Origin of the sequence: Pseudomonas tritici (assembly GCF_014268275.3) — a bacterium.
Lineage (GTDB): Bacteria > Pseudomonadota > Gammaproteobacteria > Pseudomonadales > Pseudomonadaceae > Aquipseudomonas > Aquipseudomonas tritici.
Genome location: NZ_CP077084.1, coordinates 1174202 through 1195287 on the forward strand (window position 1 = coordinate 1174202; position 21086 = coordinate 1195287).

At 59.6% G+C, this 21086-nt stretch carries 21 protein-coding genes and 5 tRNA genes; 17 read left to right on the top strand and 9 right to left on the bottom strand.

Going from position 1 to position 21086, the window contains the following annotated elements; all coding sequences use genetic code 11:
- Nucleotides 1–118: 118 nt before the first annotated feature.
- Nucleotides 119–1144: an outer membrane protein assembly factor BamD gene (locus HU722_RS05095; protein WP_049710065.1), complete on the bottom strand. Its 1026-nt coding sequence runs from the start codon at nt 1142–1144 to the stop codon at nt 119–121.
- Nucleotides 1145–1293: 149 nt separating this feature from the next.
- Here HU722_RS05095 and rluD point away from each other — a divergent pair, with 149 nt between their 5' ends.
- From rluD to HU722_RS05130, 7 genes are all read left to right on the top strand, one after another.
- Complete coding sequence (gene rluD / locus HU722_RS05100) at nt 1294–2256, top strand: 23S rRNA pseudouridine(1911/1915/1917) synthase RluD (RefSeq protein ID WP_049710064.1); 963 nt, start codon at nt 1294–1296, stop codon at nt 2254–2256.
- Nucleotides 2253–2978, top strand: a complete 726-nt coding sequence (pgeF, locus tag HU722_RS05105) for a peptidoglycan editing factor PgeF (protein WP_049710063.1) — start codon at nt 2253–2255, stop codon at nt 2976–2978. The genes rluD and pgeF overlap by 4 nt, the downstream gene beginning before the upstream one ends.
- Nucleotides 2979–3108: 130 nt before the next feature.
- Nucleotides 3109–5673, top strand: coding sequence for an ATP-dependent chaperone ClpB (clpB, locus tag HU722_RS05110; RefSeq protein WP_065875161.1), 2565 nt, complete (start codon nt 3109–3111; stop codon nt 5671–5673).
- 303 nt (nt 5674–5976) lie between these two features.
- Nucleotides 5977–6052: transfer RNA gene (locus HU722_RS05115), tRNA-Asn, on the top strand.
- A 10-nt stretch (nt 6053–6062) separates the two neighbouring features.
- Nucleotides 6063–6139: transfer RNA gene (locus HU722_RS05120), tRNA-Pro, on the top strand.
- Nucleotides 6140–6144: 5 nt separating this feature from the next.
- Nucleotides 6145–6220, top strand: a tRNA-Lys gene (locus HU722_RS05125).
- A 94-nt stretch (nt 6221–6314) separates the two neighbouring features.
- Nucleotides 6315–6391: transfer RNA gene (locus HU722_RS05130), tRNA-Pro, on the top strand.
- A 175-nt stretch (nt 6392–6566) separates the two neighbouring features.
- Here the strand turns inward: HU722_RS05130 and HU722_RS05135 are convergent.
- The 3 genes from HU722_RS05135 to HU722_RS05145 are packed head-to-tail and all read right to left on the bottom strand — an operon-like array spanning nt 6567 to nt 8783.
- Nucleotides 6567–7865 carry an NAD(P)/FAD-dependent oxidoreductase gene (locus HU722_RS05135; RefSeq protein ID WP_065890535.1) on the bottom strand — a complete coding sequence of 433 codons (1299 nt, stop codon included), beginning with the start codon at nt 7863–7865 and terminating at the stop codon, nt 6567–6569.
- Between the two features lie 60 nt (nt 7866–7925).
- A complete protein-coding gene (locus HU722_RS05140; RefSeq protein ID WP_044286631.1) occupies nt 7926–8099 on the bottom strand; it encodes a DUF3094 family protein in 174 nt (57 codons plus the stop codon).
- Nucleotides 8100–8153: 54 nt separating this feature from the next.
- On the bottom strand, nt 8154–8783 hold the full coding sequence (locus HU722_RS05145) for a DUF1780 domain-containing protein (protein WP_049710060.1): 630 nt from the start codon (nt 8781–8783) through the stop codon (nt 8154–8156).
- A 103-nt stretch (nt 8784–8886) separates the two neighbouring features.
- Here HU722_RS05145 and HU722_RS05150 point away from each other — a divergent pair, with 103 nt between their 5' ends.
- From HU722_RS05150 to HU722_RS05160, 3 genes are all read left to right on the top strand, one after another.
- A complete protein-coding gene (locus HU722_RS05150) occupies nt 8887–9354 on the top strand; it encodes an FAD/FMN-containing dehydrogenase (protein ID WP_065875159.1) in 468 nt (155 codons plus the stop codon).
- On the top strand, nt 9351–10040 hold the full coding sequence (locus tag HU722_RS05155; protein ID WP_065875158.1) for an energy-coupling factor ABC transporter permease: 690 nt from the start codon (nt 9351–9353) through the stop codon (nt 10038–10040). Before HU722_RS05150 ends, HU722_RS05155 begins: the two co-directional genes overlap by 4 nt.
- Before the next feature lie 74 nt (nt 10041–10114).
- The gene (locus tag HU722_RS05160; RefSeq protein ID WP_003171680.1) at nt 10115–10330 is read left to right on the top strand and encodes a hypothetical protein; all 216 of its coding nucleotides are present in this window, start codon (nt 10115–10117) and stop codon (nt 10328–10330) included.
- On the opposite strand, the gene yacG is transcribed toward HU722_RS05160, so the two are convergent.
- The 4 genes from yacG to HU722_RS05180 are packed head-to-tail and all read right to left on the bottom strand — an operon-like array spanning nt 10327 to nt 13215.
- Entirely contained in the window at nt 10327–10527 is a 201-nt protein-coding gene (gene yacG, locus HU722_RS05165) for a DNA gyrase inhibitor YacG (protein ID WP_003188437.1), read from the bottom strand. The genes HU722_RS05160 and yacG overlap by 4 nt on opposite strands.
- Nucleotides 10524–11147: a dephospho-CoA kinase gene (gene coaE / locus HU722_RS05170; RefSeq protein WP_065890533.1), complete on the bottom strand. Its 624-nt coding sequence runs from the start codon at nt 11145–11147 to the stop codon at nt 10524–10526. The genes yacG and coaE overlap by 4 nt, the downstream gene beginning before the upstream one ends.
- Nucleotides 11144–12010: a prepilin peptidase gene (locus tag HU722_RS05175; RefSeq protein ID WP_065875156.1), complete on the bottom strand. Its 867-nt coding sequence runs from the start codon at nt 12008–12010 to the stop codon at nt 11144–11146. The genes coaE and HU722_RS05175 overlap by 4 nt, the downstream gene beginning before the upstream one ends.
- Nucleotides 12007–13215, bottom strand: coding sequence for a type II secretion system F family protein (locus tag HU722_RS05180; RefSeq protein ID WP_065890532.1), 1209 nt, complete (start codon nt 13213–13215; stop codon nt 12007–12009). The genes HU722_RS05175 and HU722_RS05180 overlap by 4 nt, the downstream gene beginning before the upstream one ends.
- 202 nt (nt 13216–13417) lie before the next feature.
- Here HU722_RS05180 and HU722_RS05185 point away from each other — a divergent pair, with 202 nt between their 5' ends.
- The 4 genes from HU722_RS05185 (at nt 13418) to HU722_RS05200 (ending at nt 15840) form a co-directional block, all read left to right on the top strand.
- Nucleotides 13418–13831: a pilin gene (locus HU722_RS05185; RefSeq protein WP_065879638.1), complete on the top strand. Its 414-nt coding sequence runs from the start codon at nt 13418–13420 to the stop codon at nt 13829–13831.
- A 35-nt stretch (nt 13832–13866) separates the two neighbouring features.
- Nucleotides 13867–15267, top strand: coding sequence for an O-antigen ligase family protein (locus tag HU722_RS05190; protein WP_065875153.1), 1401 nt, complete (start codon nt 13867–13869; stop codon nt 15265–15267).
- Nucleotides 15268–15315: 48 nt separating this feature from the next.
- Nucleotides 15316–15388 (top strand) — tRNA-Thr (locus HU722_RS05195).
- A 146-nt stretch (nt 15389–15534) separates the two neighbouring features.
- Nucleotides 15535–15840: a DUF6388 family protein gene (locus tag HU722_RS05200; RefSeq protein WP_065875152.1), complete on the top strand. Its 306-nt coding sequence runs from the start codon at nt 15535–15537 to the stop codon at nt 15838–15840.
- A gap of 180 nt (nt 15841–16020) precedes the next feature.
- Here the strand turns inward: HU722_RS05200 and nadC are convergent, their stop codons facing one another.
- Nucleotides 16021–16869 carry a carboxylating nicotinate-nucleotide diphosphorylase gene (gene nadC / locus HU722_RS05205; RefSeq protein ID WP_065879637.1) on the bottom strand — a complete coding sequence of 283 codons (849 nt, stop codon included), beginning with the start codon at nt 16867–16869 and terminating at the stop codon, nt 16021–16023.
- Between the two features lie 191 nt (nt 16870–17060).
- On the opposite strand from nadC, the gene HU722_RS05210 reads away from it, so the two are divergent.
- The 3 genes from HU722_RS05210 (at nt 17061) to ampE (ending at nt 20669) form a co-directional block, all read left to right on the top strand.
- Nucleotides 17061–19211: a DUF1631 domain-containing protein gene (locus tag HU722_RS05210; RefSeq protein ID WP_065879636.1), complete on the top strand. Its 2151-nt coding sequence runs from the start codon at nt 17061–17063 to the stop codon at nt 19209–19211.
- A 61-nt stretch (nt 19212–19272) separates the two neighbouring features.
- Entirely contained in the window at nt 19273–19836 is a 564-nt protein-coding gene (ampD, locus tag HU722_RS05215) for a 1,6-anhydro-N-acetylmuramyl-L-alanine amidase AmpD (RefSeq protein ID WP_065875149.1), read from the top strand.
- Nucleotides 19833–20669 carry a regulatory signaling modulator protein AmpE gene (gene ampE / locus HU722_RS05220; protein ID WP_065879635.1) on the top strand — a complete coding sequence of 279 codons (837 nt, stop codon included), beginning with the start codon at nt 19833–19835 and terminating at the stop codon, nt 20667–20669. Before ampD ends, ampE begins: the two co-directional genes overlap by 4 nt.
- Nucleotides 20670–21086 lie beyond the last annotated feature (417 nt).

Sequence of the window (21086 nt, forward strand, 5' to 3'; positions counted from 1 at the left end):
CAGTTTCTCGACAAGGAATGCGCCAGTTTAGCCAAGGACATGCCAGGCGCACAGCGCAATAATACCGCTCACAAAAAAGGAGCCTCGAAAGGCTCCTTCTTGATGACGCAGGGTGCAATCAGTCAAACACACCAAAGGTCATGTAGCTGAACCACGAACGGTCCTGGTTGTTGCCCAGGGCCTGTGGCTCTTCCTCTTCGATCACGTCGCCGTTCTCGTCATGCGGCTTGAGGTCCGAAGGGATAGCGTCCTTGGCGTCCTGGTACTGCTTGATCACGTCCTGGTTGGCGCGGGTTTCGCCCGGCGGCAGCGGTGGACGGGACTCGATCAGGCCCAGGGTGTACTTGCTCAGCCACGAACGGTTGTCGGCTTCGGCAACCTGAGGCACGAACTGGCCATCTTTCAGGCTAGGGTGGTCAGGGTAGTTGAGCTTCAGGGTTTCCAGGCTGGTGCTGGCCAGGTCGTCCAGATGCAGACGCTGGTAAGCCTCGGTCATCACCGCCAGGCCGTCACCCACGGAAGGGGTTTCCTGGAAGTTCTCGACGACATAACGGCCACGGTTGGCGGCAGCTACATAGGCCTGACGGGTCAGGTAGTAGTGAGCCACGTGGATCTCGTAGGAAGCCAGCAGGTTGCGCAGGTAGATCATGCGCTGCTTGGCGTCCGGCGCGTAGCGGCTGTTGGGATAGCGGCTGGTCAGTTGCGCGAACTCGTTGTAGGAGTCGCGGGCAGCGCCCGGGTCACGCTTGGTCATGTCCAGCGGCAGGAAGCGCGCCAACAGGCCAACGTCCTGGTCGAACGAGGTCAGGCCCTTCATGTAGTAGGCGTAGTCGACGTTCGGGTGCTGCGGATGCAGGCGGATGAAACGCTCGGCGGCGGACTTGGCAGCTTCCGGTTCGGCGTTCTTGTAGTTGGCGTAGATCAGCTCGAGCTGGGCCTGGTCGGCGTAGCGCCCGAACGGATAACGCGACTCCAGTGCCTTCAGCTTCGCTGTGGCGCTGGTGTAGCTATTATTGTCCAAGTCTTTCTGAGCCAGTTGGTACAACTCGACTTCGCTCAGGTTTTCGTCGACGACTTCCTTTGTTGACGAGCAAGCAGCAGTCATGGCGAGGATGGCGATCAGCAGCAGGTGTTTCACTTGCATGGCGGCTTGCGTCCCTATGACGGCCGCTGTCTTGGGCGGGGCCGTCCTGTTATGATGAGCGCCCCGTTGAAAGCCTCGGGGCAAAAGACGCCGTATTTAACCACAAGCGCGCAGCCGAAACCAAAGGCTGTGCCACGCCTAGTCTGAGCATGTCCGATAAAATTGAACTTCGCGCAGAGGTGCCGTCCGAATTGGGCGGCCAACGCCTCGATCAAGTCGCCGCACAATTATTCGCTGAGCACTCGCGCTCGCGCCTTTCCGCCTGGATCAAAGACGGCCGCCTGACTGTGGATGGAGCGGTTATCCGCCCGCGAGACACAGTCCATGGCGGTGCGATTCTTGAGCTGACTGCCGAGCAGGAAGCCCAGGGAGAATGGGTTGCCCAGGACATTGAGCTGGACATCGTCTATGAAGACGACGACATCCTGGTCATCAACAAACCCGCAGGCCTGGTGGTTCACCCGGCCGCCGGGCACGCTGATGGCACTTTGCTTAATGCCTTGCTGCACCACGTGCCGGACATCATCAACGTCCCGCGCTGCGGCATCGTGCACCGTCTGGACAAGGACACCACCGGCTTGATGGTGGTGGCCAAGACCATTCAGGCGCAGACGCAGTTGGTCACACAATTGCAAAGCCGCAGCGTCAGCCGGATCTACGAATGCATCGTGATTGGCGTGGTGGTGGCAGGTGGCAAGATCAACGCCCCGATCGGTCGTCACGGCCAGCAGCGCCAGCGTATGGCGGTGATGGAGGGCGGCAAGCAAGCCGTCAGCCACTACCGTGTACTCGAGCGTTTCCGCTCCCACACGCATGTGCGGGTCAAGCTGGAAACCGGCCGTACGCACCAGATTCGCGTGCACATGGCGCACATTAACTTCCCGTTGGTCGGAGATCCGGCCTACGGCGGTCGCTTCCGTATTCCGCCAGCGGCCAGTGTGACCATGGTTGAATCGCTGAAATCCTTCCCGCGCCAGGCACTGCATGCACGCTTCCTGGAGCTGGATCATCCGACGAGCGGTAAGCGGATGAGCTGGGAATCGCCTCTTCCAGACGATTTGGTCTGGTTGTTGTCGCTGCTCAAGCAGGATCGCGAGGCATTTATCGGATGAGTGACTGGCTGATTCCTGACTGGCCTGCGCCGGCTCAGGTGAAAGCCTGCGTCACCACCCGTGCGGGCGGCGTCAGTCTGGCGCCGTTCGACAGCCTCAACCTGGGCGATCATGTCGAGGACAGCCTGGACGCCGTCCTGGAAAATCGCCGTCGGCTTACCGATGCCTTCGTTATTCAGCCGGCCTGGCTGCGCCAAGTCCACGGTATCAAGGTGGTCGAGGCCGATCCTGGCCAGACTGTCGAAGCCGATGGCAGTTGGACCAGCACTCCAGGCATTGCCTGTACCTCAATGACCGCCGATTGCCTACCCGTGTTGTTCTGCAACCGCGCCGGCACCCGTGTGGCCGCCGCCCATGCCGGTTGGCGCGGGCTGGCGGCAGGTGTGTTGGAAGCCGCTTTCGAAAGCCTCAACGCTGAACCTGCCGATGTGCTGGTCTGGCTCGGCCCGGCCATTGGCCCACAGGCCTTCGAAGTCGGCCCGGAGGTGCGTGAAGCCTTCATGCAGCAACTGCCGATTACTGCCGAAGCCTTTGTGCCCAGCCGCAATCCCGGCAAGTTCATGGCCGACATCTATCAGTTGGCCCGTTTGCGCCTTGCCGCGCGGGGTGTCACGGCTGTTTATGGTGGCGGTTTCTGCACCGTGACCGATCCACGCTTCTTTTCTTACCGCCGCAGCTCTCGCACCGGTCGGTTCGCCTCCCTTATCTGGCTCGAGCGCTAGACTCTTCTGATCTGCGTCAACTATCCGTAGCTTGAATCTCCCAGAATTGACCACATCTATAGGGGTATCTGGCAGGTTTCTTCATTCAGGATGTTTTATAGCTCCGGCCTGCTCAAAAGGAAGGTGACTAATGCGTATTGATCGTTTAACCAGCAAGTTGCAGTTGGCCTTATCGGACTCCCAATCCTTGGCGGTGGGCCTTGACCACCCGGCCATCGAGCCTGCGCACTTGATGCAGGCGCTCCTGGAACAGCAAGGTGGTTCTATCAAACCCTTGCTGATGCAGGTGGGCTTTGACGTCAACAGCCTGCGCAAGGAGTTGAGCAAAGAGCTCGACCAACTGCCGAAAATCCAAAACCCGACCGGCGACGTGAATATGTCGCAGGATTTGGCGCGCCTGCTGAATCAGGCTGACCGTCTGGCCCAGCAGAAGGGTGACCAGTTCATTTCCAGTGAACTGGTACTGCTCGCCGCGATGGACGAGAACAGTAAGCTTGGCAAATTGTTGCTGGGCCAGGGCGTGAGCAAGAAAGCCCTGGAAAACGCCATCAACAACCTGCGTGGCGGTGACGCGGTAAACGACCCCAACCATGAGGAGTCGCGTCAAGCACTGGATAAATACACGGTCGACCTGACCAAGCGCGCCGAAGAGGGCAAGCTTGACCCGGTGATCGGCCGTGACGATGAAATTCGTCGCACGATCCAGGTGCTGCAACGTCGCACCAAGAACAACCCGGTGCTGATCGGTGAACCTGGTGTGGGTAAAACCGCGATTGCCGAAGGCCTGGCCCAACGCATCATCAATGGTGAGGTGCCGGACGGCCTGAAGGGCAAGCGTCTGCTCTCCCTGGACATGGGCTCGTTGATTGCAGGTGCCAAGTTCCGCGGTGAGTTCGAAGAGCGTCTGAAATCCCTGCTGAATGAGTTGTCCAAGCAGGAAGGGCAGATCATTCTGTTTATCGACGAACTGCACACCATGGTAGGCGCCGGCAAAGGCGAGGGCTCCATGGACGCCGGCAACATGCTCAAGCCAGCCTTGGCGCGGGGTGAGTTGCACTGCGTCGGTGCTACCACGCTCAACGAATATCGCCAGTACATCGAAAAAGACGCCGCCCTTGAGCGTCGCTTCCAGAAAGTGCTGGTGGAGGAGCCGAGCGAAGAAGACACCATCGCGATCCTGCGAGGCTTGAAAGAACGTTATGAGGTCCACCACAAGGTGGCGATCACCGACGGTGCGATCATTGCGGCGGCCAAGTTGAGCCATCGCTATATCACTGACCGTCAGTTGCCGGACAAGGCCATCGACTTGATCGACGAAGCGGCCAGCCGTATCCGCATGGAAATCGATTCCAAGCCGGAAGTACTCGACCGTCTGGATCGGCGCCTGATTCAACTGAAAGTTGAGTCCCAGGCCCTTAAGAAAGAAGAAGACGAAGCGGCGAAGAAACGTCTGGAAAAACTCCAGGAAGAAATCGTCCGTCTGGAGCGCGAGTATTCCGACCTGGAAGAAATCTGGACCTCGGAGAAAGCTGAAGTGCAGGGTTCTGCGCAGATCCAGCAAAAGATCGAGCAGTCCCGCCAGGAACTGGAAGCCGCACGCCGCAAAGGTGACCTGAACCGCATGGCCGAGTTGCAATACGGGGTGATCCCGGACTTGGAGCGCAGCCTGCAGATGGTCGATCAGCACGGTAAAAGCGAGAACCAGTTGTTGCGCAGCAAAGTGACCGAGGAAGAAATTGCCGAAGTTGTTTCCAAGTGGACCGGCATTCCGGTGTCGAAAATGCTCGAAGGTGAGCGCGACAAGCTGCTGAAGATGGAAAGCCTGTTGCACCAGCGCGTCATTGGCCAAGAAGAGGCTGTGGTGGCGGTGTCCAACGCAGTACGGCGTTCCCGTGCCGGTTTGTCCGACCCGAATCGCCCAAGTGGTTCGTTCATGTTCCTCGGCCCGACCGGCGTGGGTAAAACCGAGCTGTGCAAAGCCTTGGCCGAGTTCCTCTTTGATACTGAAGAGGCCATGGTGCGGATCGATATGTCCGAATTCATGGAGAAACACTCGGTGGCTCGCTTGATCGGCGCGCCACCAGGCTATGTGGGCTACGAGGAGGGCGGTTACCTGACCGAAGCCGTGCGGCGTAAGCCTTACTCGGTGATCTTGCTGGATGAGGTCGAGAAGGCGCATCCGGATGTGTTCAACATCCTGTTGCAAGTGCTGGAAGATGGCCGCCTGACGGACAGTCACGGGCGCACCGTGGACTTCCGCAACACGGTGATCGTGATGACCTCCAACCTGGGCTCGGCGCAGATCCAGGAGCTGGTAGGTGATCGTGAGGGCCAGCGTGCTGCTGTAATGGATGCGTTGACCACGCACTTCCGTCCGGAATTCATTAACCGGGTCGACGAAGTGGTGATCTTTGAGCCTCTGGCACGTGACCAGATCGCGGGTATCACCGAGATCCAGCTGGGCCGTCTGCGCAGTCGTCTGGCCGAACGCGAACTGTCGCTGGAGCTGGGCAGTGACGCGTTGGAGAAATTGATCGCGGTCGGTTATGACCCGGTGTATGGCGCACGGCCGTTGAAACGTGCGATCCAGCGCTGGATCGAAAACCCGCTGGCCCAGTTGATTTTGTCGGGCAGTTTCATGCCGGGCACCAGCGTCACGGCGACCGTGGAAAACGACGAAATCGTCTTCCACTGAGCCCAGGCTGTAGGCGGATAAGACAAGGCCCCGCATTACGGGGCCTTTTTTTTCGATAGGGCGTTGAACTGTAAGGCAAAGGCTTGTAAAGTGCGCCCCGCAGCAACGTCAGCCCACGGGTTTCTTCTCCCCAAGAAGAAATCAGAAACAAGCGCAAATCATTGTCTTAAAAGCAATTTAAAGGGTTGACAGGGGTTTTTAAGATTGTAGAATAGCGCGCCTCAGACACATGAACGTAGCGATACGGGCAAGTCGAAGAGAAGGTTACACAGCAGTAAAAGTTGTACATTTGAAATATGTAGTTCCGTGATAGCTCAGTCGGTAGAGCAAATGACTGTTAATCATTGGGTCCCAGGTTCGAGTCCTGGTCACGGAGCCAATTTCAAAACCGGGGTATAGCGCAGTCCGGTAGCGCGCCTGCTTTGGGAGCAGGATGTCAGGAGTTCGAATCCCCTTACCCCGACCATATTTGGGTCGTTAGCTCAGTTGGTAGAGCAGTTGGCTTTTAACCAATTGGTCGTAGGTTCGAATCCCACACGACCCACCATTTTTGAGACCAGTTAACGCTGGAATCAGATCTTAAGATCAGAGGCCAAAAGCACTGATCGAAGAAGGCGACTGAAAGGTCGCCTTTTTATTACCGGGGTATAGCGCAGTCCGGTAGCGCGCCTGCTTTGGGAGCAGGATGTCAGGAGTTCGAATCCCCTTACCCCGACCATATTAAAAATCCTCGTATCGAAAGATACGGGGATTTTTTTTGTGCTGAAAATCTCAAATGCAACGCAAAAAAATGTGGGAGCGGGCTTGCCTGCGATAGCGGATTGTCAGCCAGCCTATGTGCTGCTGTTCCACCGCTATCGCGGGCAAGCCCGCTCCCACATTAATAAGCGTTGTTAGTGCAATTTCAGACGCGGCTCGGTGCCTCGGCCGATCTTGCTCCCCAGCATCAGCATCGCCGTACGGAAAAACCCATACAGCGCCACCTGGTGCATCCGGTACAGCGACACGTAAAACATCCGCGCCAACCAGCCTTCCAGCATCACGCTGCCAGTGAGGTTACCCATCAAGTTACCCACCGCCGAGAACCGCGATAGCGAAATCAGCGATCCATAGTCGGTGTACTTGTACGACGGCAGGTCCTTGCCTTCAATACGCAGCTTCAGCGATTTTGCCAGCAGCGACGCCTGTTGGTGAGCCGCCTGGGCCCGTGGCGGTACGTTGCGGTCGGTGCCCACTTGTGGGCAAGCAGCGCAGTCACCAAAGGCGAAGATGTTTTCGTCGCGGGTAGTTTGCAGCGTTGGCAACACCTGCAGCTGATTGATACGGTTGGTTTCCAGGCGGTCGATGTCCTTGAGGAAACCTGGTGCGCGAATGCCGGCGGCCCACACCTTGAGGCTGGCTGGAATCACTTGGCCGCTGCTGGTGATCAGGGCGTCGGCCGTCACTTCACTGACCGCCGAGTTGGTCAGCACCGTCACTCCGAGCTTTTCCAGGGTTTTATGCACAGGCCCGCCGATACGCTCCGGCAGGGCAGGCAACACCCGTGGCCCGGCTTCGATCAGGGTGATGTGCATGTTTTCCGGCTTGATGCGGTCCAGGCCATAGGCGGCCAACTCATGGGCGGCGTTATGCAGCTCGGCGGCCAGTTCGACGCCGGTTGCACCGGCGCCGACGATGGCGACGCTGATTTTTTCCACCACGTCGGTCTGCCCGGCATGAGCGCGCAGATAGTGGTTGAGCAATTGCTGGTGGAAGCGCTCGGCTTGCTTGCGGGTGTCGAGGAACAGGCAGTGTTGCGCCGCGCCTTCGGTGCCGAAATCGTTGGTGGTGCTGCCGACCGCGATGACCAGGCTGTCATAGTCCAGCACGCGCGCAGGCACCAGCTCACGGCCTTCTTCATCAAGCGTGGCGGCGAGCTGGATCTTCTTTTGTTCACGGTCAAGCCCGCTCATGCGCCCCAGTTGGAACTCGAAGTGGTTCCATTTGGCCTGGGCGACATAATTGAGTTCGTCCTCCGAAGAGTTCAGCGAACCTGCGGCCACTTCGTGCAGCAAGGGCTTCCAGATATGGGTCAGGTTGGCGTCCACCAGCGTGATGCTGGCGGTGCCGCGCTTGCCCAGAGTCTTACCCAGGCGGGTAGCCAACTCCAGGCCGCCGGCGCCGCCGCCGACGATAATAATACGATGGGTCATGGGGATATCTCGCAAGGCTAAAAGAAATCGGAGCAGTTACCCCCGCGAGCGCCAGGCAGCTCATAGCGTCAGGTAACTCAAAAGGCGACTCAACAGGCCGAGGCCGATCACCACTACAAGCACCACACCGAGGAGCAGCCACGGCCGGAAAGGCTTGCGCTCGACTCGGTGTTGGGAGAGTTGCAGGTACTCTTCGACATGCTGTTGGTCATCGGGGTTCAGGCGGCTGGTCATAAAGGCCTCGTCAGGTAGACGTTGCAAAAGGGCGCCACGTTACAGGCCGGGGGCTCAGAGGCTGATGCCCACGTCGAACACTATGCTGCGGCCCAGGTTGTTGCGCAAGAAATCCGGCGCGTCCGGGTGTGCGAACAGCACCCGTGCAAAAGTCGGCCCCACCAGTGACAGCGAGCGCCAGCCTTGGCGCAGGTATTCCGTCGGTGGCGGGAAGTGGCTGTTGAGGTCGAGCACTTCGCGCTTGAGGCTGGAGAAAGCGACGATATCCAGCTCCCCCAGGTCCATGCCGCGCTCTTTATAGTTGTGGGCCTTTTTGCGCAATGTGGGCGCCAGGCGCATTAAAAATTCATGGGCCGGGATACGTCGCGGCTTGGCTTCACGTCGTACCAGTTGGCTAAGGGAGAAGGCGCTGCGACGGCGCAGCAACTCGTCACGCCATTCGTCGTTCAGGCGACGGCCTTCATCCAGTACGAAAAACACTTCGAAGCTGGCATCGCGGAACAGCACGTCCGGCGGTTCTTGCCCGGCGGCGTGAAACTCTTCGGCACGGTAAGGCACGTTCAAGCCTTGCAGCAGGCGCTGGCAGACCCAACGCTCACGCTCCCACTTGCGGGCATTGGACAGGAAAGCGTTGGCTTGCTCGGCCGCCACGGTGAGCAGGCGCAAGTAATCTGAGTCATCCATAGGTAGCAGCTTAGCGCTCAAATCATGACCGCAGGAAGTCCCGCTGTAAAAGCTCGGTGTAGACTGGTCACTCGATCATCAAGCCGGACTTGAGGAGTGCGTAGTGAAGTTTTTAGCGGTGCTGATGCTCAGCCTTTTACCCGTGTGGTCCCAGGCCGTTGAAGTGGGTGAACGCCTGGCGCCCTGGACGTTGCTGGATCAATTCGACCAGGCCTACACCCTGGATGACCAAGCGCAGATCTTGCTGGTGGCGCGCAGCATGGACGCCGCCAAATGGGTGGATACGGCATTGCAAGGGCAGCCTAAGGGGTATCTGGAGTCACGGCGCGGGGTGTTTGTCGCCGATATCCAGCGCATGCCCCGACTGATCGCCAAACTGTTCGCAGTGCCGGCCATGCAGTCCTATAACTACCGGGTTATGCTGGACCGTGACGCGCGCGTTGCGCCGCGTTATCCGGGTCCTGTGGATAAGGTGCTGTGGCTGCAACTGGATAACGGCAAGCTGGTCGCGCAACGCGAATACAGCTCTGGCGCTGAGCTGCGCCAAGCCCTGGAGCAGGTGAAGCCGTGATCAGTGCGGCCGTGTTGGCGCCGCAAACCCTTGGCATCGGCTGGCTGTTGTACGCGCCGGTGGTGCTGTGGGCAATCTTGCGTTCGCCATGGGTCGAGTTGTTTGCCGACCGGCGGCGTCAGCATTTGCTGTTCGGCACGGTGTTCGCGTTGTTCATGCTGTGGCTGGTACGGCGGGATTTCGATACCGGTGTGTCCTACCACTTTATCGGCATGACTGCCGTCACCCTGTTGCTGGATTGGCCACTGGCGATCGTCGGCGGCTTTGCTGCCCAGGTGGGCCTGATGTTGTTGGGGCGCCAGGACTTGGCTGCCCTTGGTGTCAACGGCTTGCTGCTTGTCGGGCTGCCAGTGCTGGTTACCGAGGGTTGCGCACTGCTGGTCGAGCGTGCGCAACCACGCAATCCGTTTGTGTATATCTTCTGTTCCGGCTTTTTTGCCGCCGCGCTGTCGGCGTTGCTCTGCCTGTTGTTCGGGCTCGGGCTGTTGTGGTTCGACGGTCTTTTTGCCATGCCGGAATGGCTGGAGGATTTCGTCGGCTATCTGTGGTTGATCATCTTCCCAGAGGCCTTTATCAACGGCATGGTTATCAGCGCTTTGGTGGTGTTTTGCCCGGAATGGCTGGAGACCTTCAACCGTACTCGCTACCTCTCGGCGCCCTGGAAGGACGACGATTCACAGCGTTGACCCAGATCAAATCCCGCGTAGCCGAGCAGGCCCATGCTCTGCGAAATTTTCCTGGGCAAGGCGGGGGCACGATCATGAGTGTGTACGAGTGGGCACGGCAGGAGTTGCGCAGAAGCCAGGATGCGGCACAGGAAATCGGTTTTGACCCAGGCTTGACCCTGCGCGCCATGCTCAGTGCGGTGGTGCAGCAGAGCAAGGGTGTGCGCAGTTTTGAAGACCTGGCCGACGAGCTGCAATACCTTGCAGAGAACCTCGACGACCAGCAGGAATATGCCTTTATGCGCCCTTAATGGCGCGGCGGCAGGTCTTCGGAAAACAGCTCGTCTTCGGCATCCGGAGCCACCGGGATTTTGTGTTCCTCGGCCGCCCAGGCGCCGAGGTCGATGAGCTTGCAACGGTCCGAGCAGAACGGCCGGTTGAGGTTGGTCGCTTTCCATTCCACGGGTGCGCCGCAGGTTGGGCAATCGACGGTCAAGGGTTGGCTCATGTTCGGCCTCCACGCAAAGTAAGGTAAAAGTGGTGCAGTCGCTCGACCTCGCTGTGCAGCCAGGCGAGGTCCTTGTCGTTGACCAGTATGTCATCGGCATGGTTCAGGCGGCCTTCACGGCTTGACTGCGCCTTGAGGATTGCCTGTACCTGTTGTTCGGTGATGCCGTCGCGCTGCAGGGTACGCTGAATCTGCAGCGATTGCGGCACGTCGATCACCAGGATGCGTTGGGTCATGCTGTTCTGGCCTGACTCAATCAGCAGCGGCGATACCAGGATTGCGTAAGGCGACTGCGCGCGCGCCAGGTGGTTGCGAATCTCCTCGCCAATCAACGGGTGTAGCAAGGCTTCAAGCCAGCGGCGCTCTTCGGGTACCTCAAAGATCAGCTTGCGCAATGCGGCGCGGTCCAGCTGGCCGTCAGGCTGCAGCACGCCGGCACCGAAGTGCTCGGCGATGCGCGCCAGTGCCGGCCGGCCAGGCTCGACCACCCAACGGGCGGCGTGGTCGGCGTCCACCAGGTCAATACCCAGGTTGATAAAGTGCTGGGCAGCCGCGCTTTTGCCGCTGCCGATACCGCCGGTGAGGCCGAGAATCCAGGGTGCTGCAACAGAAGTGGTCATCTGAAACCGACAGACTGCAAATAGAAGTCGGTTATTTGACCACCCCAGAGCAATGCAATCCAGCCGGCAATTGCCAGATACGGACCAAACGGCATGGGCGCCGATGCCTGGGTCTTGCGTAGACGCATCAGGATCAAGCCTACGCACACCCCAAGCAGGGACGACATCAACAGCGTCATCGGCAGGATCTGCCAGCCACCCCAGGCGCCGAGCAGCGCCAGTAACTTGAAGTCGCCGTGGCCCATGCCGTCCTTGCCAGTGACCCACTTGAACAGCCAGAACACGCTCCACAGGCTCATATACCCGATCACCGCGCCCAACAGCGCGTCCGGCAATGTCGTCAACAGGCCCAACCCGTTGACGATCAGACCCAGCCATAACAACGGCATCACCAGCACATCGGGCAGCAGTTGATGGTCTGCATCGATCAGGCTCATCGCCAACAAGCCCCAACTCAGCACCATCACCGCTCCCGCCTGCCAGCCAACACCGAAATGCCAGGCCACCCAGGCCGAGATCAGCCCGCACCCCAGTTCTGTAAGTGGATAGCGGGCGCTGATCGCGCCCTGGCAATGGGCGCAACGGCCTCTGAGAAACAGATAACTGAGTAGAGGAATGTTTTCCCAGGGACGTATCGGATGATTGCAGTGCGGACAGCAGGAGTTGGGATGCATCAAATTGTAAGTCGGCCCGGCAGGTTCAGCGGGCAAACCGAGCACTTCATGGGCCTGGGCGCGCCATTCACGTTCGAGCATTTTCGGCAGGCGCCACACCACCACATTGAGAAAACTGCCAATCACCAGCCCCAATACCCATGCCATCACGACAAAAGCCAATGGGTGTTCACCCAGCACCAGGTTCAAAATGCACTCCCCAACTGGAAGACCGGCAGGTACATGGCGATCACCAACGCGCCAACGATACCCCCCAACACCACCATGATCAGCGGTTCCATCAGGCTGGTGAGGTTGTCGACCAAGTTGTCCACATCGGCCTCGTAATGGCTGGCGACCTTTTCCAGCATGCGGTCCAGTGTGCCCGACTCTTCGCCGATGGCCGTCATCTGGATTGCCATTGCGGGAAACAGTCCGCTGGCGACCATGGATTGGTTCAGTTGCATGCCAGTGGATACATCGTGTCGCATATGTTCGATTGCCTGTTTGAACGGTCCTGAACCTGCAGCACCAGCCACCGACTCCAGTGCCTGCACCAACGGAACACCGGCGGCAAAGGTGGTGGAAAGCGTGCGGGCATAGCGAGCCACGGCTGATTTGCTCAGCAGTTTGCCTGCCAGAGGCATTTTCAACAAACCGGTGTCCAGCCATAGACGAAAAGCAGGCAAGGCACGATAGGCGTGGCGCAATCCCAGGGCCCCCGCAAGAGCGCCCAGCGCCATGATCCACCAGGCTTTCTGCATGAACTCGGAGAGCGCGATAACCTGCAAGGTAAAACCGGGCAGTGTGCCGTCGACCCCGGCAAACAGGTTCTGGAACTGCGGCACGACGTGGATCAATAGAACGCTGGTGACAACGCTGGCCACTACCAGCACGGCGATCGGGTAGGTCATGGCCTTTTTGATCCTGGCCTTTAATTGCTCGTTCTTTTCCCGATGGATTGCCACGCGCTCCAGCAGTGTTTCCAGTGCCCCGGCCTGTTCGCCGGCTGCCACCAGGTTGCAATACAGCTCATCGAAATAGCGCGGTTGTTTGCGCAACGCTTCGGCCAGGCTGGAGCCGGCGGCGATCGCCTGTTTCAACCCTTGCACCTGCTCACGCACAGCTCGGTTGTCGAAGCCTTCGCCGATGATGTCGAAGGCTTGCAGAAGGGGAATGCCGGCCTTCAGCAGCGTGGCCAGTTGGCGAGTGAGTAGGGTGATGTCCGTCGATCTGATCGACGGTGCCAAGCTTGGCAGCACGGCAGATTGCTTGCGTACCACGCCTGGGCTGATGCCTTGCCGGCGCAACTGAGCCTTGACCAAGGCGGGGTTGTGCCCTGCGGTTTGCCCGGACACCTTACGTCCTTTACGGTTGATGCCTTCCCAGGCGTACAGCGTTGAAGCGTTATCCATGACAGGGTTCCGCAGAGAGGTCGTCGAAGATTTATAGCTTAGTCAGGTGACGGATTCGGGCAGGCAGGCAACGCAGGATAAAATGTCAGAATGTGCGTCCAGTGCGCGATTGAGCGCTTGCGGATGAGTACACTGGCGCCGCTGCACAACACGGGGCGCAGGAAGCGCCTTGTCATGAGTTCTATTCTGGAGAGTGAAAGTGATGCGTCAGAAAGGTTTTACTTTGATCGAGTTGTTGATCGTCGTGGCAATCATCGGCATCTTGGCCACCATCGGCCTGCCCATGTACACCACCCACCAGGCGAAGGCCAAGTTCACCGCCGGCCTGGCTGAAATCACCGCGTTGAAGCCTGGGTATGAAGACACCCTCAACCAAGGCACCGTACCCACGCTGGCGTTGATCGGTGGCGCCAGCCCGACCGCCAATTGCAAGATCGATGTGGCAGGGGATGTGGCGACGGGCGCGGGTTCCATCCGTTGCGAAATACTCGACGCTCCCGCGCCGGTACTGGGCAAGACCATCAGCCTGACGCGCAACGCCACCAGTGGTTGGAAATGCACCACCACCGCTGACGCGAAATATATCGCCAAGGGCTGCGGCGCCGACGGTGCATAACTGCTAGACCCTCCACAGGGAAGTTGAGGTGGCCGATGTATTTATCCATACAGCAGCGTGGCAGTATTTTTCTGGTAGCAGTGGTGTGTCTGCTGGTTGTCGGGATTTGTGCACCGTTCAGTGGGCATGATCTACAGCGGGCGATGCAGATTGCCATCGGGGCTTGTGCGGTGCTGTATGGGCTGTCGGTCGCCCCCGTTGAACGGTTGGTAGACCGGCCCACCACCCTGGGCCTGGCGCTGATTATTGGGCTGGGCCTGGTGTCATCGACGCTGGCCCACCAGCCGCTCTGGGCACTGGCCGAAGTGGCTTTGTTTGTCAGTTGCGGTGCGATTGCCGTGGCAGTTGCCTTGCTGCGTCGCCAGGGCGGCGAGCCTTTGGACCGCGCCTTGATCATGGTGGTGGTGCTGCTGTGCCTGATCAAGTCGATTCAATACGTGTATGCGGGCGCACTCGCGTTCGCCAGCGCCGAGCGGACGCTGGACCCTGACTTGCTGCTCTCTGGCTTTTCCAACAAGCGATTCTACGGCCAGTTCCAGACGTTCACCCTGCCATTGCTGGCGCTTCCCTTGTTGATCCCGACGCTCTCGCGCTCGCTCAAAGTTGCGGTGTTTGCGTTGCTGTGCGTGTGGTGGCTGATCGCAATTGGTGGCGGCACACGCGGCACCTGGCTTGGCATGGGCGCGGCGGGTGTGGTGTTGGCGGTGTTGGGGCCTTGGGGCCGGCGCTGGCTGGGGTGGCAGCTGGCCGCAGTGTGTGGCGGGCTGTTGCTGTACTGGCTGGTGTTTACGGTGTTAGCGGATTACCTGGGGATCGAACTCACCAGTGGCGCCAGCGATCGCCTCACCACCTCGTTGTCGGGTCGCGGGCCGATCTGGTGGCAGGGATGGCACATGCTCACCGAACGGCCAGGGCTGGGTTTCGGGCCTATGCATTTTGCCGATATCACCAACAGGATTGCCGCTCACCCCCACCAGGCCATCCTGCAATGGGCCAGTGAATGGGGTGTGCCATCGGCTCTGTGCGTCGCGGTGTTGGCGTGGCGAGGCGGCTGGGCCACATTCGGTATATTGCGTGAGCGTGCGCTGAGCGCCGAGCGTGCAGACCTGCTGCGGCTGTGCCTGTTTGCATCGGTGGTTGGCGCGTTGGTGCAGTCCATGGTCGATGGCGTGATTGTGATGCCCAACTCCCAGGTTTGGCTGGCGCTGGTGGTGGGCTGGCTGATGGCGCTGCATGTGTGGCGAATGCCGCCGACCGCTGAACTGCCATTGGCCCGGGGTGCTTGGAAAACGCTCAGTGTGCTGGCCGTTGGTCTGTTGATTTTTATTGTCGCGCGCGATGTACCTCACATCAAGCAAGCGCAGCAGCAGTACCTGGACGGCCATGACACCTTCCTGCAACCGCGCTTCTGGGCCCAAGGTGTGATTGCCCGTTGACGCCGGTAAGTTGCCGGACTTCCGATGCAGTGCTAGCTTTAGCCCACCGCCCGTGTAGCTCAGCCGGTAGAGCAGCGCACTCGTAACGCGAAGGTCGCAGGTTCGATTCCTGTCTCGGGCAAAAAGGCAACAAAGGCAGCACGTTTTCAGTTGATCCCAGAATGGTTCTGAAGGCCAGACGAGCCGGCATTCGCGCCCGCTCATTTGTATCTGCGCAACCCTTGATGACCCAGATGCATCCCCATTCCTCGATCTAAGAGAACACACATGACCACGACTGAAATGACCCAGGAAGCTCGGCACGAAGAAGCACTCAATAAATACCTTGAGGACACGCCGCAGCTTAAAGAAGAAATCAAGGACCTGAGCGCCGACGATCAGCGCGATCAGATTCAGTGGGCATTCGAGGACGAGGCCGAGAGCCAGGGCCTCCAGCCTTGGGAGCTGACCCTCAAGTACACCTCGACACCGGAAGAATTCGAAGCGGCACGGCTGGTCTTGCACAAAGAGGCGGCCGAGGTGCTGGGTGTCGATTGGGAAGAGTACTGCGAGATGAATAATCTGGTGGTCTGAGCGTTTTAAATGGGCGGGCTTGTTGTGGCGAGGGAGCTTGCTCCCGCTGGGCTGCGAAGCAGCCCTGATAGCGGGTGGTGAGGTGTATCAGATACACCGGCTGTGTCGGAAAGGGAGTGCTCCGCGCTCCAGCGGGAGCAAGCTCCCTCGCCACAGTGAGCTCGCTCTTAATTTGAAAGCTTAGATACTCAGCCGCATCGACAAATCCACCGCCTTCACATCCTTGGTCATGGCGCCGATTGAGATGTAGTCCACCCCGGTCTCTGCGATAGGCAGCAGGGTGCTTTCATTGATCCCGCCGCTGGCCTCCAGCTTCGCCTTGCCGCCGTTCAGGCGCACGGCTTCACGCATATCGTCCAGGCTCAACTCATCGAGCATGATGATATCCGCGCCCGCTGCCAGGGCTTCGCGCAGTTCATGCAGGCTTTCCACTTCGACTTCCACCGGCTTGCCGGGTGCGATCTTGTGGGCGGCCGTGATCGCCTGGGCAATGCCCCCGCAGGCGGCGATATGGTTTTCCTTGATCAGGAACGCGTCATATAAACCGATACGGTGGTTGTGGCAGCCGCCGCAGGTTACTGCGTACTTCTGCGCAAGGCGTAGGCCCGGCAGGGTTTTGCGGGTATCGAGCAGCTTGACCTGGGTACTGGCGACAAAATCTGCCAAGAATTGGGCGCGGGTCGCGACCCCGGACAGCAACTGCAGAAAATTCAACGCGCTACGTTCGCCGCTGAGCAGCGAGCGTGCCGGACCTTCCAGGTGGAACAGCGCTTGGTTGGGGCTGACGCGTTCACCGTCGGCGACCTGCCAATGCACGGCGACCCGTGGGTCCAACTGACGGAATACCGCGTCGACCCAAGCCGTACCCGCGATAACAGCGGCGTCGCGCGTGATGATGGTGGCGGTGGCCAGCCGTTCGGCCGGGATCAACTGAGCAGTGATGTCGCCGCTGCCGACGTCTTCCAGCAGTGCGCGGCGCACGTTGGCTTCGATTTCGGCGGTGAGGTCGGCAAGACGGAGATTCGGCATAACAGGCTCCACAAACAAAGTGCCCCGATTATAGGGGCAGTGCGCTTCTGAACCCAGGCTCACCCCTCATTTACCGTGCGATGGCAGAGTTTGCTGGCGCAACCCACCTCATTTGCAAGATAATCTTGCGCCTTGCAATTGGCGTCATAGCTTTGACGTTTAGACAGATAGCGCCGTTTCAGGAGGCCAGGATGCACAATGACGGAAAGGTGGTGCCAATCAAAAAGGCACACGCCACGCCATCGCCGCTCGCCCGACTTCCGGTGGTGTTGCTGCAGGTCCGCGACAAGGCGGTGCAACAGTTGCAGCAAGGGCTGCAGGAACTGTTCGATAACGCCGACGACACGTTGTTCGAAATGGCCGACAGGTCGCGCAACACGCTTGACCACCATATTTTCTTTGAAGCCATGCGCGACCTGCGCCTTAAGCGCAAGAATTTTGAGCGCGTGTTCCTGGAGCAACTGTTTGAAGCCTTCGCCAGCCTGGGCCAGGCGGGGCAGGGAGAGCTGCAACTGGTGCCGGTGGTTTCCTATGACGCGCCGCCCGGTTCATCCAAGGATGCCCTGGAAAAAGCCGTGGCGCTTGAAGCCATGCTCGGCCGGGTACGACATCGTGACGGCCTGGCCCTTGGTCAACTCACTGCGCGGTTGAGCGCATTACTGGGCAATCGCCTGGATGAGCGTGACAACCCGCTGGGCCCCGCGCTGTTGTGTGAGTTTTTCCTGCGGGCGGGGCGCAGCCTGGGGGTGGAGATCCGCGTTAAACTGATCATGCTCAAGCTCTTTGAAAAGTACGTGCTCAGTGACGCCGACCAGTTGTATGGCGAAGCCAATCAATTGCTGGTCGCGACCGGCGTATTGCCGGAACTCAAGGCCGTACCGTCCCGTCGGCTTGAGGCGCGTGCGGCCCGCGAACACCCGCACGAAGAGGCCCCGTCGGCCGCCGATCAGCCCGCCGACGACAATGGCCAGGAAGCCTTCGCCGCGCTCCAGAACTTACTCACAGCGGTACGCGGCAGCGTGGCGCCAACGCTTGAGGCCAGTGCCGAACCGCTGCCTATTTCCACCCGTGATCTGTTACGCCTGCTGTCCCACTTGCAGCAGTACGTGCCGGAGCCTGAGGCCGAAGACGATTTCGACCTGTGTAACCAGCTTGAACAGTTGCTCACCCGTGTCAGCGTCAAGAGTGGTAAGTCGCGGGTGGTAGAGGATGCGGACGAAGACGTGATCAACCTGGTCGCGCTGTTATTCGAATTTATCCTCAACGACCTTACCGTGCCCGGTGCCTTCAAGGCTTTGATCGGTCGCCTGCAGATCCCGATGCTGAAAGTCGCGTTGCTCGACAAGAGCTTTTTCAGCCGCGCCAGTCACCCGGCGCGACGCTTACTCAATGAAATCGCGGCCGCCGTCATGGGCAGCAGTCCGCCTGAAGACTGCCAGCGCGACCATCTTTATCTGCGCATCGAGCAAGTCGTGCAGCGTTTGCTCAATGAGTTCGTCGAAGACCCGGCGATTTTTCCCCAATTGCTCGCAGAGTTCAGCGTGTTTACCGCCGATGAACGGCGACGCAGCGACCTGCTTGAACAACACACCCGCGATGCCGAAGCTGGACGCGTGCGCACCGAAGCCGTACGCCAGCGCGTGGCCGATGTGCTTAATCGACGGTTGTTGGGCAAGGTCCTGCCGCGTCCGGTGGTGCAGTTCCTGCAGCAGGCATGGAGCCAAGTGTTGTTGCTGACCAGCCTCAAGCACGGTGAGCAGTCGGTGCAATGGCAAGCGGCGTTGCGCACCATGGACGAGCTGATCTGGAGTGTCAGCCTGCAGCAAGACACTGAAGCCGGGCGCCATTTGCTGGAGCAACTGCCTGGCTTGCTCAAGGCCTTGCGCGATGGGTTGACCAGTGCCGCGTTCGACCCGTTCAGCACCCGTGAATTCTTTCTGCGCTTGCAGGCCTTGCACGTCCAGGCGTCCGAAGGCATGGAAGATCTGATCGAAGTGCGCGAGCCGTTTGTCCTCAGCGCGGCGTCGCCCGCCCCGGTCATCGACCTGCCGAGCAACGACCCGGACTTGCTCAAGGCTCAAGAACTAAAGGTGGGTAGCTGGGTGGTGTTCCAAGCGGACGCGACCAGCACTCTGCGGTGCAAGCTGACGGCGATCATGGCACCGGCCAACACGTATATCTTCACCAGCCGCACGGGGCTCAAGGTGTTGGAGAAGAGTACCGGCCAGTTGGCGCTGGCGTTCAAGCGCGGCACGCTGCATTCCTTGGACGACGCCCCCCTGTTCGAGCGCGCGCTGGCCGCGGTGTTGAATAAACTGCGTCAACTCAATCGCGGCAAGTGATCGCAACCAGAGGGTCGAACGCGGCATACTGGTCATACGTTGTCTCGTTCAAGGAACCTGTATGCAGTTGGACCCCACCAGCGGTTGGTGCCAGGGCATTCGTCATTGCCCTTCGCCCAACTTCAACGAGCGCCCCGCAGGCGAAATCTCACTGTTGGTGGTGCATAACATCAGCTTGCCACCGGCGCAGTTCGCCACCGGTAAAGTGCAGGAATTTTTCCAGAACCGCCTGGATGTCACGGAACATCCCTACTTTGAAGGGATTGCCGACCTACGGGTGTCTGCGCATTTTCTGATTGAGCGCGATGGCACGGTGACGCAGTTTGTCTCCTGCCTCGACCGCGCCTGGCATGCCGGGGTCTCATATTTCGAGGGCCGGGAAACCTGTAATGACTTTTCCCTGGGGATAGAGCTGGAAGGCACGGATGATCAGCCGTTTACCGACGCACAATATGTGGCGCTGACCGACCTGACCCGCCAATTGCTGGCGGCTTACCCGGGCATCACCCCCCAGCGCATTTGTGGTCACAGCGATATCGCGCCGGGACGCAAGACCGATCCCGGCCCCGCTTTTGATTGGACGCGCTTTCGCAGCGCCCTGCAGGATGGAGGACACGCACGATGAGTTTTCTGGTGTTGGTGCTGGCCGTATGGATCGAGAAGTTCTCGGCCCTGCGCCAGCGGTTGCAGCGCGATGGTGGTTGGCTGCGCGAACTGGCCAAGCTGGAATCGAGCCCGAGCATGGGCAAGCGTCCCTGGCTGATTCTGGTAGTACTGGTGTTGTTGCCGGTGGCATTGCTGGCGTTGTTGCTGCTGGTGCTGGAGCCGGTGGCCTACGGTCTGTTGGCGCTGCCGGTGCACCTGGTGGTGGTGATCTACAGCCTGGGCCGTGGTGATCTGCTCGCCGGGCTCGGTCCGTTTCGCGATGCCTGGCGCCGTGGCGACCTGCAAGCTGCCGAGCACGTGGCCGAACGTGACCTGAACCTCAGCGCCGACAGTGGCGAACAGCTGCTCGAACGCGTTCAGGGCCATCTGTTGTGGCAGGCGTACCAGAGCTTCTTTGCGGTGATTTTCTGGTACTTCCTGCTGGGCCCGGTGGCTGCCTTGGCCTATCGCCTACTTGCCCTGGCCAGTGAGCACAGCAAGAACCCACGGGTCGCCGAGCGCGCCGGGCAACTGCGCCACGCGTTTGACTGGCTGCCGGTGCGCCTGTTGGCGGCCAGCTTTGCCTTGGTGGGCAACTTCGTCGCGGTTGGCCGCGTGATGCTGCACGAACTGCTGAGCTGGGACATCAGCGCTGCCCAATTGGTGGAAAAAGTCGGCCTGGTCGCCGCCGAAATCCCGCCACCAGCGGTGGGCGCCGATGGCATCAACAGCCTGGATCGCATATGGGAACTGCTGCTGCGCGCCGCCGTGCTGTGGTACGCCGGGTTTGCAATCTGGACGGTATTGCCCTAGCCGAGTGAATGCGGGCAAATTATTTTTCGGCAGCCCGCTGCCGTTAACCTTAAGTTACAAAACTCCCTTTCAAATTGAGCTATACAGATGCTGGCTAACTGCCGCCCTGGGCCTCAATAAAAATAAAAGAAAGGGAGTTCACCTGTGAAGAGCTTGCTCTATCCCGCTGTCGCGCTGATGAACCGCCTGAGCTTCGGCATGAAGTTCAGCTTGATCAGCGTGCTGTTCCTGCTGCCCATGCTGGCGACCAACTATTACCTGGTGCGCGATTCTTGGCGTGAATTCCAGGGCACACGCGTGGAATTGCAAAGCCTCGACTTGCTCGGCAGCAGCCTGGCCTTGCGCCGCGACTTGGAAACCCTCAACAACCAAGTCCAAATCAACGCCACCCTTGGCCAGTCCGGCAAGGCCGGCGAC

Bases quoted from the DNA above. Each gene is read 5' to 3' on its own strand.
- HU722_RS05135 (WP_065890535.1), bottom strand. From the start codon at position 7,865: ATGACCCATCGTATTATTATCGTCGGCGGCGGCGCCGGCGGCCTGGAG.
- clpB (WP_065875161.1), top strand. From the start codon at position 3,109: ATGCGTATTGATCGTTTAACCAGCAAGTTGCAGTTGGCCTTATCGGAC.
- HU722_RS05145 (WP_049710060.1), bottom strand. From the start codon at position 8,783: ATGGATGACTCAGATTACTTGCGCCTGCTCACCGTGGCGGCCGAGCAA.
- yacG (WP_003188437.1), bottom strand. From the start codon at position 10,527: ATGAGCCAACCCTTGACCGTCGATTGCCCAACCTGCGGCGCACCCGTG.
- coaE (WP_065890533.1), bottom strand. From the start codon at position 11,147: ATGACCACTTCTGTTGCAGCACCCTGGATTCTCGGCCTCACCGGCGGT.
- HU722_RS05095 (WP_049710065.1), bottom strand. From the start codon at position 1,144: ATGCAAGTGAAACACCTGCTGCTGATCGCCATCCTCGCCATGACTGCT.
- pgeF (WP_049710063.1), top strand. From the start codon at position 2,253: ATGAGTGACTGGCTGATTCCTGACTGGCCTGCGCCGGCTCAGGTGAAA.
- HU722_RS05140 (WP_044286631.1), bottom strand. From the start codon at position 8,099: ATGACCAGCCGCCTGAACCCCGATGACCAACAGCATGTCGAAGAGTAC.
- HU722_RS05180 (WP_065890532.1), bottom strand. From the start codon at position 13,215: ATGGATAACGCTTCAACGCTGTACGCCTGGGAAGGCATCAACCGTAAA.
- HU722_RS05190 (WP_065875153.1), top strand. From the start codon at position 13,867: ATGTATTTATCCATACAGCAGCGTGGCAGTATTTTTCTGGTAGCAGTG.
- HU722_RS05210 (WP_065879636.1), top strand. From the start codon at position 17,061: ATGCACAATGACGGAAAGGTGGTGCCAATCAAAAAGGCACACGCCACG.
- nadC (WP_065879637.1), bottom strand. From the start codon at position 16,869: ATGCCGAATCTCCGTCTTGCCGACCTCACCGCCGAAATCGAAGCCAAC.
- HU722_RS05200 (WP_065875152.1), top strand. From the start codon at position 15,535: ATGACCACGACTGAAATGACCCAGGAAGCTCGGCACGAAGAAGCACTC.
- HU722_RS05185 (WP_065879638.1), top strand. From the start codon at position 13,418: ATGCGTCAGAAAGGTTTTACTTTGATCGAGTTGTTGATCGTCGTGGCA.
- ampE (WP_065879635.1), top strand. From the start codon at position 19,833: ATGAGTTTTCTGGTGTTGGTGCTGGCCGTATGGATCGAGAAGTTCTCG.
- ampD (WP_065875149.1), top strand. From the start codon at position 19,273: ATGCAGTTGGACCCCACCAGCGGTTGGTGCCAGGGCATTCGTCATTGC.
- rluD (WP_049710064.1), top strand. From the start codon at position 1,294: ATGTCCGATAAAATTGAACTTCGCGCAGAGGTGCCGTCCGAATTGGGC.
- HU722_RS05160 (WP_003171680.1), top strand. From the start codon at position 10,115: ATGAGTGTGTACGAGTGGGCACGGCAGGAGTTGCGCAGAAGCCAGGAT.